The following is a 10,697-nucleotide window of genomic DNA, read 5'->3' on the forward strand; positions in this document are numbered from 1 at the left end:
CGTGGCGACCATCATGAAGAAAGTGGATGCGGTGATTGTCGGCTTCGGCTGGACCGGCGCGATCATGGCCAAAGAGCTGACGGAAGCGGGCCTCAACGTGCTGGCGCTGGAGCGCGGTCCGATGCAGGACACTTACCCGGACGGCAACTATCCCCAGGTCATCGACGAACTGACCTACAGCGTGCGTAAAAAACTCTTCCAGGACATCTCCAAGGAGACGGTGACGATTCGCCATAGCGTGAATGACGTTGCCTTGCCTAACCGTCAGCTCGGCGCGTTTTTGCCGGGTAACGGCGTGGGCGGTGCGGGCTTGCACTGGTCGGGCGTGCATTTCCGTGTCGATCCGATTGAACTGCGCATGCGCAGCCATTACGAAGAGCGCTACGGCAAGCATTTCATTCCCAAGGACATGACCATCCAGGACTTCGGCGTGAGCTACGAAGAGCTGGAGCCGTTTTTCGACTATGCAGAAAAAGTCTTCGGCACCTCAGGCCAGGCCTGGACCGTGAAAGGCCAGGTCGTGGGCGAAGGGCGTGGCGGCAACCCTTATGCGCCGGACCGTTCCAACCCATTTCCGTTGGAAGCGCAAAAGAACACAGTCTCCGCACAGCTGTTTCAGAAAGCGGCCGCCAGCGTCGGGTATAAGCCCTACAACCTGCCGTCAGCCAACACCTCGGGGCCCTACACAAACCCCTACGGCGCGCAGATGGGGCCGTGCAACTTCTGCGGTTTTTGCAGTGGCTACGTGTGCTACATGTACTCCAAGGCCTCGCCGAACGTGAACATCCTGCCGGCGCTGCGCCAGGTGCCGAATTTCGAGCTGCGGCCTAATTCCCACGTGCTCAAGGTCAACCTGGACAGCACCAAGAGCAAGGCCACCGGCGTGACCTACATCGACGCCCAGGGCCGCGAGTGCGAACAACCGGCAGACCTGGTGATCCTCGGCGCGTTCCAGTTCCACAACGTGCGGCTGATGCTGCTCTCGGGCATCGGCAAACCTTATGACCCGATTACCAATGAGGGCGTGGTGGGCAGGAACTTCGCCTACCAGAACATGGCCACCATCAAGGCGTTCTTCGACAAGGACACCCATACCAACAACTTCATCGGTGCCGGCGGCAATGGCGTGGCGATGGATGACTTCAACGCGGACAACTTCGACCACGGCCCTCATGGGTTTGTCGGGGGCTCACCGATGTGGGTCAACCAGGCGGGCAGCCGGCCGATTGCCGGTACGTCCAACCCGCCCGGCACACCGGCCTGGGGCAGTGCCTGGAAGCGCGCCACCGCCGATTACTACACCCACCAGGTGTCGATGGATGCTCACGGCGCCCATCAATCCTACCGGGGTAACTACCTGGATCTGGACCCTGTCTACCGCGATGCCTACGGCTTGCCGTTGCTGCGCATGACGTTCGACTGGCAGGAAAACGACATCAAGATGAACCGCTTCATGGTCGAGAAAATGGGCAAAGTCGCCGAAGCGATGAACCCCAAGGCGATTGCGGTGCTCGGCAAAAAAGTCGGTGAGCACTTCAACACCGCGTCGTACCAGACCACCCACCTCAACGGTGGCGCGATCATGGGTACCGACCCGAAAACCAGTGCGCTGAACCGCTACTTGCAGTGCTGGGATGTGCACAACGTGTTTGTCCCGGGCGCATCCGCTTTCCCACAAGGCTTGGGCTACAACCCTACCGGCCTGGTGGCGGCGTTGACCTACTGGTCGGCCCGGGCGATCCGCGAGCAGTACCTGAAAAACCCCGGCCCGCTGGTTCAGGCATAAGGAGCGATGACCATGAAAGCATTTGTTCTCGCGACGTTTGCCCTGCTCAGCAGCTGCTCGATCAGTGCCGCCGAAACCGACCTGATCAAGCAGGGCGAATACCTGGCCCGCGCCGGCGACTGCGTGGCCTGCCACACCGCCAAGGGCGGCAAACCGTTCGCCGGTGGCCTGCCGATGGAAACTCCCATCGGTGTGATCTATTCCACCAACATCACCCCGGACAAGACCGGTCTGGGCGACTACAGCTTCGAGGACTTCGACAAGGCCGTGCGTCACGGCGTCGCCAAGAGTGGTAGTACGCTTTACCCGGCGATGCCCTACCCGTCTTATGCGCGCGTCAGCGAAAGCGACATGCAGGCGTTGTATGCGTACTTCATGAAGGGCGTGGAACCGGTCGCCCAGGAGAACAAGGACAGCGACATTCCGTGGCCGTTGAGCATGCGTTGGCCGTTGGCGGCGTGGCGCTGGATGTTTGCCCCCGAGGTGGCGGATAAACCGGCCGTGGCGGGCGCAGACCCAGTGATCAGCCGCGGCGCCTACCTGGTGGAAGGCCTTGGCCACTGTGGCGCGTGCCATACACCACGCGCCCTTACCATGCAGGAGAAAGCCCTGAGCGCGACTGACGGCAACGCGTTCCTGTCCGGCAGTGCGCCGCTGGAAGGCTGGATTGCCAAGAGCCTGCGCGGTGACCACAAGGACGGTCTTGGCGGTTGGAGCGAGGAGCAACTGGTGCAATTCCTCAAGACCGGTCGCAGTGGTCGCAGCGCGGTATTTGGCGGTATGAGCGACGTGGTCGTGCATAGCATGCAGTACATGTCGCAAGACGACCTGACGGCTATCGCCCGTTACCTCAAAAGCCTGCCGGCGGTGGACCCACAAGACCAGCCGCACCAGTACGACAAGCAGGTGGCCGAGGCGCTGTGGAAGGGCGATGACAGCAAGCCCGGCGCGTCGGTGTACATCGACAACTGCGCGGCCTGCCATCGTACCGATGGCCATGGCTATACGCGGGTGTTCCCGGCGTTGGCGGGCAACCCGGTGGTGCAGACCGCGGATGCCACGTCGTTGATCAACATCGTGTTGAACGGCGGCACGTTGCCGGCCACTCACACGGCGCCGTCGACCTTTACCATGCCGGCATTCGCCTGGCGCCTGTCGGACCAGGAAGTGGCGGATGTGGTCAGTTTCATCCGTGGCAGTTGGGGTAACCAGGGTGCACCGGTGAAAGCCAGTGACGTGGCCGACCTGCGCAAGAACGACATGCGCACCACCTCGGGCGATGACCTGGGGCAGGTCACACAAAAGCACTGACCGCCAAACGGCACTGGTCAGGAACCTCACGCCTCGATACTGTATATAAAAACAGTATCGAGGCGCTTTCATGTCTACTCCGCTGCCGCCCCGTGGTCGGGGCACGGCCACCAACCTGCATAATCGTTTTGCGCCCACCGTCAGCGTGGCCGAGGACGACGGCTGGTATCAGGAAGTGCCGCCCACCCAGGGCACCGAAGTGCGCATCGAGACGGCCAAGACCATCATCACCCGCAACAACTCGCCGGACCTGCCGTTCGACCGCTCCATCAACCCCTACCGTGGCTGCGAGCATGTTATCGTCGAAACAAAAATGTATGGCCAGACTGTCTAGTGATGCTTGATATTGCTGGCTAAAGACCCAATCCAATTGGAGGTCAGATGCCACGCAAACCCTTCTCCAAGTCTGCCCTTGAGTCGAGTGAACGACCGCTCCTCCAGCGCAAGCTGCCAGAAAACACCCCCCAAGCAATCCAAAAAAGAAGCACTGCAAGGGGACAAGTGGATGTTTCAGCTCAAGGGTTGCTTGTCCGAAACAAGACCACTGGCACCAAGGACTTCGTCCGTGACTTCACCGATTTTGTCAATGAGTATCCGCACCATAAATTAATTGTTCAGCAGTTACTCATAGGTGCGCAGCTCCATGCCGCAAAAAGATTGATCACGTATCAATCCCATCAAGACATCTATTACTCAATCCAAGAGTTTGTGCTGTTTCTAAATAGCGCTGAGCCGATCAATAAATCAGTCAAAGGTGTTGCTGATGTCGATGGGCAGGTATGCATGAATTTTAGGTCATTTTTAATTCGTTCGTATCCAGGCCGCACCGTAAATAGAAAAAGATACGGTGCATTAAAAAATATATTCATCTCGTTGAAAAATAAATATAAAGGGCAGGGCTGGGTCGGCAAAGAGTTTCAATGGCCACTTGGACCGGCGATGAACGAGCAAGTAACAGAAGGATATAGCAGGGAGATTCATAATAAGCTTGTAGAGGGATGCCTGGTTGATATTAAGTTTATTATGAAGTGGATGGAGAGTTACAAAGGTCTAGTGAAAGACGGGCAACCAATGCTGGAATACGATCTTTCATTAGAAAACTTGATGTTTGATCTAGTTATGAATGAGCAGGCCAAAAGATCCAATGGGTCGATCAAGGCGACACATGTTAAGGGGTTTGAGTGGGTCATACGCATCACTGGAGATGTTAAATATTACATACGGGAAAATGGAATAAGTATAGAGAAGTTTCTGGGCATTTACCGAGCCCGCGCCCATGAACTGGCGGCTAAAGGTCGCCCTGTAGTTGGTACTGAGGTCAGTGAACGGGGGATGGTGTATGGCTGTGATCGAGAAGAATCTGGGCGAATTGCAACTGCAAATGTAGGAAGACTTTATCCTGATTGGCCTATGCAAGTGAGCTTCGAGGAAGCTGGACATCTCTTTTCCTCTGAGTGGAGTAAAAACACCGCTCACGGAACAAACAAAAAATATTCTACGCTGGAAAAAAGATTACGGTCGGCCTTGATGTATATGAGGGTCGGGCCAGAGCACCTACCCTATGAAGTAGGTCAAATGGCATACTTCAGCAGAGTAGCTTTCACAATGGGAACTATATTCCCATTCTTTCTCTTCGTGATGTTGCAGACGGGCTGGAACTTTGAGGTTGTGGTATCGATAAGCGATAACCTAGACGACCACATTGAGGAGGACCTTCTGGATGATGACTATGTGATTATTTATGGGTACAAGGGACGGTCCGACAAAAGCCAAATGCATAGATCAAACAAGCGAGATAAGTTTGGCGCGTATCAGGTCTTGCGCTTTGTTGCCGCTGAAGTAACCAAGCATTTGTCGTCGCCTCATTATTTAAAGGGTAAATTATTCCAGTGTGTCATTTCGAAGAATCTTTGGAATAAGTTTGGTCGCTTATGCGCGCCCGTAACCACTACGAATTTTGGGCACGCTTCAACGGAGTTTCTACTTCGCCACGGCATAAAATTGGATACGGATACCAAGTCCCCCAGAATTGAAACGAAACGTCTTCGAACTACCTATGAAACTCGACGGAGAGAACAGGGTTTAGATATTGACGAGGTTTCGGCAATGATGGGGCATTCGAATCTCGATACCACAGTAAATCATTATGATAGTGACTGGGGGGCGGCAGAAATATTAAATGGTCGTCTAAGGAAGATTCAGAGAAAACATGAAGAAGATTTTAGAAGTTACTCAGCAAATCTTCTTACAGATGTGTCTTTGGTTGAGCTGCGTGAAGCCACTCTACGTTGCGGTAGCAAAGAAGAACTAAGGTCAGTTGTTGCACCATTAGTCGGTAGGCTGAATTCTTCTGAAGATGCGGTAATACAGTTGCTTTCTCCGGAAGGTCAGACATTCATTGCAAGTTGTCTAAACTCAAGGCGACCAGATTGGCCAGGCGCTGAAAGTTTTCTTAGGACGGATACGCCGTGCAACTACTTCAATCGTTGTCCGTTATGCTCACAGTGTGTGATCTTCAAAGAAGCATTACCTTTTATTGCAAGAAGAATTTCCGACCTTGACGGTCTGAGGGAGCGGTTAAATCCCTTAGAATGGGAGAAAAGCTATCGGGCTGAGTATTTAGGGTGGAAGGGGGTTATAGAGGGCTGGGGGGACCCGATTGAGATTGCGGAGGCAATAGATCAATCGAAACATCACTGCTATGCACTGCCATTGACAATGATAGGGCTCTCATGACAACTCCAACACGTGACCAATTAAAAGCAGTTTTAGAAGAAATAAGAAGTGGACTGGGTTATTACGAGGAAGAGTCAGAGCCTATCTCTGCTGAAGAAGATGATGAGGCTCTGAGTGGCGACTCTTCACTTGGGCTCATTTTCGATAATGTAAATATACTCAATCTTTCAAAAATAGATAAGAGCGAGTGGAGTTATATTAGGGTAAGTCCTAGAAGCTCTTTCGGCGATCCGGTTTGGGATTTTGGGGATTACCCCTCACCCTATGGATACCCCATACGAATCAATTTTGATTATGATAATATGTATGGTGTGAATGTTTGTGGCGTAGGGCACGAACATTGGGTGAATATTGCTAGGGCGCTGCTATTTTACCGTGTACCGCATTTCGGAATTCATGGTCGTGTTAATGCTTATACATCTCTAGAGACAGATAAAACTAAAGTATTAAGACTTGTCGGGTTGTTTCATGCCGAGGGTCTATATTTAGGTTCTGATAATTCACCAGATTATAGGACGGTGAATGATTTGGCCAAGTCGAGTGTGGAGCACTATATAGAGTCGCTTCCCACCTCTGGAATTAAGTGGGAGTTCTGTTACTTAATGTCCTTCTGGCAGGGCATGTCATCGATGGGTATGCTTCCGCCAGAGTACTCACTATACGATTCATACGTAACTAAAGATCTTGTCGCCAAATATAGAAGAGAATACGACGAGTCCTCTCGACCTTTCGAACCAATTCCGCTCGATGACTATGCAGAAATATTTAAATACTGCGTGGGATTTGTTGAAAACTATAGCGCTGATGTCCTATGGTTGTATAAAAACTTTGCACCAACGATAGTAGGCGCTTTTGAGACTCCCGAAAAGCTTGCCGCGATTAATTTTGGTGTTTCAACGGCGTCCGTTGAGGGGGTTGAAAGATTTAGGGATTATAAGCCAAAGTTGCTAGATAACGGTATGCCCTGGTGGGGAATAGTAATCAAAGAAAGAACGCATGAGAATGATGAGGGGCAGTATTTAAATCAAGCAGCTGTAATTAGCGTCGTTGTAGCTCTGATAGATGCGTGTATCGTACTTCTTCTTTGTCTGACTGGCATGCGTCGATCAGAGGTCATTGGACTTAAGGTGGATTGTCTTTCATTTAAGGCTGATGGATATTGGCTTACTTATACTGTTTTCAAAACTTCGATTTCTTCACAGGGCGATATTAAAACAATACCTATTCCGAAAATTGCTGCGGACGCAATTGAAGTCGTAGTAGAAATGGGACGTGATGCTCGTGCTTATGGTAAGCACGACTATCTGTTTGCCAAGATACCAAAGTTCAGTTTTGGAAACATTCCGCAGACCACTGGGATTGAGCGATCTTGCAATCGAGTGGCAGGCAACCTAGGTATTCAATATAGAGTACACCCACATCGTTTTCGGAAGTCTCTAGCCCTTTATATAATTCATCAAGACTCGCGTAATCTAGAAATTATTAAACGCCTTTTTTCTCACCGTAGCTTAAAAATGACGCTAAAGTACATCCTTTCTTTACCTGGCGTGAACGATGAAGTCAAAGCTACCTTGATTGAGGAAAATACGGAGATTCTTGTCGAAGTTTTGCAAGGAGTCATTTCTGGTCAAATTGGGGGCATTGGCGGGAAAAGGTTGGCCAAGACTGCTAATTCTTCTCCAATACTCAGGGCTAAATTGCAAAACGCGGGGAAAGAAAGCTTAAGTCAGTATGTCGCATCTTTGCTTGATGAAGGTGTGAAGCTTTTGCATAGAACGAATCTTGCAATCTGTTTGCGAACGCCAGGACTTACCAGCGAGTCACCTTGTGATGCTAAGAATGATAGCCCTGGGTCGAGGCTTCATCCAAATTTGTTTGCGTGTGACCCATATAATTGTAGATATGCTGCATTTGTCGAGGCTAATGTTCCATCATTAAAGAATGAGATAATTTTCCACGATAATATGATTAAGCATAGGTACTGTGGAGCGACTCAGAAGGAGTATTCGCAGAAACGAATCGCTGAAGCTTTTAAGAGGCTTCACGAGGTTGTAGGGGATGAGGCACATAATTTCCTTAAGCAGGTAGCGAATGGCTAAGCAAGAACTGCTCAACCGGGTATATGGGACTATTTCAGCGCTCCACAGAGGCGGCCGAAAAAAAATATCCGTGATGGAGGTTGCTAAATTATCTGGTGTCGCTCGGGCAACAATCAATCAAAAGCATGATCCTGACTGGGTGAAGGTCAGGGAAGTCATAAAAAGAACAGTTCATTCGGGGGGGGATGTAGAGGATTCAAGTGTGGTTTTCGAACAACCACTCAAAAACTCTCAAGAAATACATCATCGACTGAAAGAGTTGGAGGAGCAGTTATCCCTACTAAGGGAGAGAGCTAACACCACATATAATCAGTTGATCGAGAGGGTGCAATATTACTTTGCGTTGGCTAGTGAAAAGCCAGCTAAGCAAGTTGAGAAGGCTAAGGTCCTTCAAGAGCTAACTCATCAGAAGAATCAGAACGCAATTTTGCGTGCAGATCTCAAGGCGGCTCTTGCTGAATCATTAACTCCTGCGGTATCAGGAATTATTACTTCAAAAATTATTTTGGAAGTGCCTAATGCAGTATCAGAATCTGAGGCCATTCTGAATTTTTTGGAGAAACTGGACTCGTTATCTAATCAAAATCGATCTTCACTTGTTACCACAGTCTACATAATGTTCGGTCTTCCAATGTGCGGCAAGTCATCTTGGATTGAAAACCACAAGCCATCTACTCCAGGTGTATCCTTATATGTTAGTGGAGCAAGTGATACAGTTTCAATTCGGAGTTTGTTAATTTCTAGAATTAGGAAGGAATTTAACGTGCCTGTGCACTGTGTTCGATTTAGTATAGGCCTTGATGTCTGTATCTCTAGGGCCGAAAAACAGTTCAATGGTGCGGCTCTTGAATTGAATATTTTATCCATTAAAGGTGCGGCTGCGCGGCTCGAAGAAATACAATTCAGCGAAAATTTCGACTCAATCATTTTGGCATGAAATCAGTGAATGGTCTGAAGCGTTTCCAATCGTTTGTTGAAGAGCGACGTCGCTTGGGAGACTGGGCGGAATACGGTTCAGCAGATATGACTAGGCTTTCAAGAGTAAAGCTTGTTGAAGCATGTGGGATTAAGCGGAGCTTAATTTATCAAAATTCACAGGTAGTAGCTCTGCTTCGTGACCTAGAATCCGAATTAAGAGCACATGGTGTTCTATATGCGCGCAGTGCGGATACTAATTGTGTTCCCCAGAATGGTTCAACTCATGACGAGGAATTTGAGCTACGGTTAGTTGATTTATCTGCTTCGCTTTGTCAGTTTAATCAGTATTTAAGTGATGTTTCTAAGTCACTTCTGATGTACCCCTTATCGAGGCCAAAATAATTGTGTGTATCCTTCATTTTGGAAACGGTTTGGCCAGCCACTCTGGCTATATGCGAGCGCGCGTAGGAATTTATTTTGATGATAATCACAACGTCCTTGAAGCACCGACCATGTGGGCGATGGCTGTCTCGAAGATACGTTCAAGGAGTGATGAAACGACAAGAAACTATGCGAATATCCTGAGAAGGTTTTTGCAGTGGTTGGACGATAGCCCAATCGAAGGGGGTGAAGTTGTATTTGGTGCGCAGAACTGGCAGTTGGTGGATGAGGATGTTTTTGATGCCTTCCTTGTTCACATAGCATCTCCAACGGATGCGCTTCCTGATGGTCCGTCTCACAAAACCATGTATCACATTGCGGCAAGGGTCTGGAGCTTCTATCAGTGGGCCGAAAGGCAGGGCTATAAACACTATTTGGATATCAGTAGGACTGATATCCGATACATGCTGAAAGACCAGAAACTCCTGGCCCATATCAACCCAGGGGTTAAAGTTACTACCTTGGGATTTAATCTGCCCAGTGGTAGACCAGCAATGCATCAACGAGAAATGCAGAAATTTGTAAGGCAAACTGATTATGAAATAGCTCTCGGTGTGATGAATGATCCTGTTTATCAAATTATCGCAGCGATCATACGAATTACCGGGCTTAGACCGATTGATCTTTTTCAATTGCCCTACCGAGGGAAAAATGAAAATTATGGATTCATTCCTTATGATGAGGGTGAGTACCCAGAAGGGTTAGATAATGGAGCTATCTATTATTATTTTAGGTCCAAGGGAAAATGGCGTTCCATAGACTTTCCAGGGAAGCTGTGGAGAGTTATTTGCGAGTATTATTTACCCTTAAGGCGGCAACGAGCGAAGCTATATGAGGCTAAGCATGGCATTCCACCAAGGAATAGCGACTTGTTTCTTTCCGCTCGTGGTGATGTTGTTACTCATGGAATGCTTGGTTATAACTTTAGCAAGGTGGTTTCTGCAGCGAAGAACTCCGAGAGCGCTACTGATTTTAAAGCCATACGATTCAATGCACGAATGCTCAGGCACACCTGTGCGACATATTTTGTTTATGAGGCGTTGAAAGCCCAGAATAGACTTGGAAGGAGTTTTGTTTACGATGCAGCGCTCGACGAAGATCTCAGGAAAATGCTGGGCCACACTAATGTTAGAACTACACTTGAATACTATGTTCATCTAGTCAACCGATATGTGCACGACAATCTTCTGACTGATCTTCATCGCTCACGCGTTGATGCTGGTTTGTCCGCTATTTTAGACCGACATAATTACTCTGAGATTGTGGTATAGAACAGGCACTAGGGATGGTCTGAAGTAGCCATGTATTTCCCCGGCATACCACCTAGCGCAACTTTTAAACTCGCCAAATGATCAAAAAACAATCAATTCGACGAGTATTTCTTACGTTTTCGCCACCCGGACCCC

6 protein-coding genes and 1 pseudogene are annotated in these 10,697 nt (G+C 49.4%); all 7 read left to right on the plus strand.

What is annotated here, in order from left to right; genetic code table 11:
• Nucleotide 1: 1 nt before the first annotated feature.
• The 7 genes and pseudogenes from FIV39_RS08440 (at nucleotide 2) to FIV39_RS08470 (ending at nucleotide 10,562) form a co-directional block, all read left to right on the plus strand.
• Nucleotides 2-1,786, plus strand: a complete 1,785-nt coding sequence (locus FIV39_RS08440) for a GMC family oxidoreductase (protein WP_090401284.1) — start codon at nucleotides 2-4, stop codon at nucleotides 1,784-1,786.
• A 12-nt stretch (nucleotides 1,787-1,798) separates the two neighbouring features.
• On the plus strand, nucleotides 1,799-3,097 hold the full coding sequence (locus tag FIV39_RS08445; RefSeq protein WP_090401283.1) for a cytochrome c: 1,299 nt from the start codon (nucleotides 1,799-1,801) through the stop codon (nucleotides 3,095-3,097).
• 70 nt (nucleotides 3,098-3,167) lie between these two features.
• A pseudogene (locus tag FIV39_RS08450) lies at nucleotides 3,168-3,392 on the plus strand (PA0069 family radical SAM protein); the annotation flags it as partial.
• Between the two features lie 86 nt (nucleotides 3,393-3,478).
• A complete protein-coding gene (locus FIV39_RS08455) occupies nucleotides 3,479-5,833 on the plus strand; it encodes a site-specific integrase (RefSeq protein WP_058410473.1) in 2,355 nt (784 codons plus the stop codon).
• On the plus strand, nucleotides 5,830-7,932 hold the full coding sequence (locus tag FIV39_RS08460; RefSeq protein WP_033988177.1) for a tyrosine-type recombinase/integrase: 2,103 nt from the start codon (nucleotides 5,830-5,832) through the stop codon (nucleotides 7,930-7,932). Before FIV39_RS08455 ends, FIV39_RS08460 begins: the two co-directional genes overlap by 4 nt.
• Complete coding sequence (locus tag FIV39_RS08465) at nucleotides 7,925-8,869, plus strand: hypothetical protein (protein WP_058410472.1); 945 nt, start codon at nucleotides 7,925-7,927, stop codon at nucleotides 8,867-8,869. Before FIV39_RS08460 ends, FIV39_RS08465 begins: the two co-directional genes overlap by 8 nt.
• Nucleotides 8,870-9,281: 412 nt before the next feature.
• Nucleotides 9,282-10,562 carry a tyrosine-type recombinase/integrase gene (locus FIV39_RS08470; RefSeq protein ID WP_169882235.1) on the plus strand — a complete coding sequence of 427 codons (1,281 nt, stop codon included), beginning with the start codon at nucleotides 9,282-9,284 and terminating at the stop codon, nucleotides 10,560-10,562.
• Nucleotides 10,563-10,697: the final 135 nt, after the last annotated feature.

Source organism: Pseudomonas grimontii (assembly GCF_007858185.1).
Classification (GTDB): Bacteria; Pseudomonadota; Gammaproteobacteria; order Pseudomonadales; family Pseudomonadaceae; genus Aquipseudomonas; species Aquipseudomonas grimontii.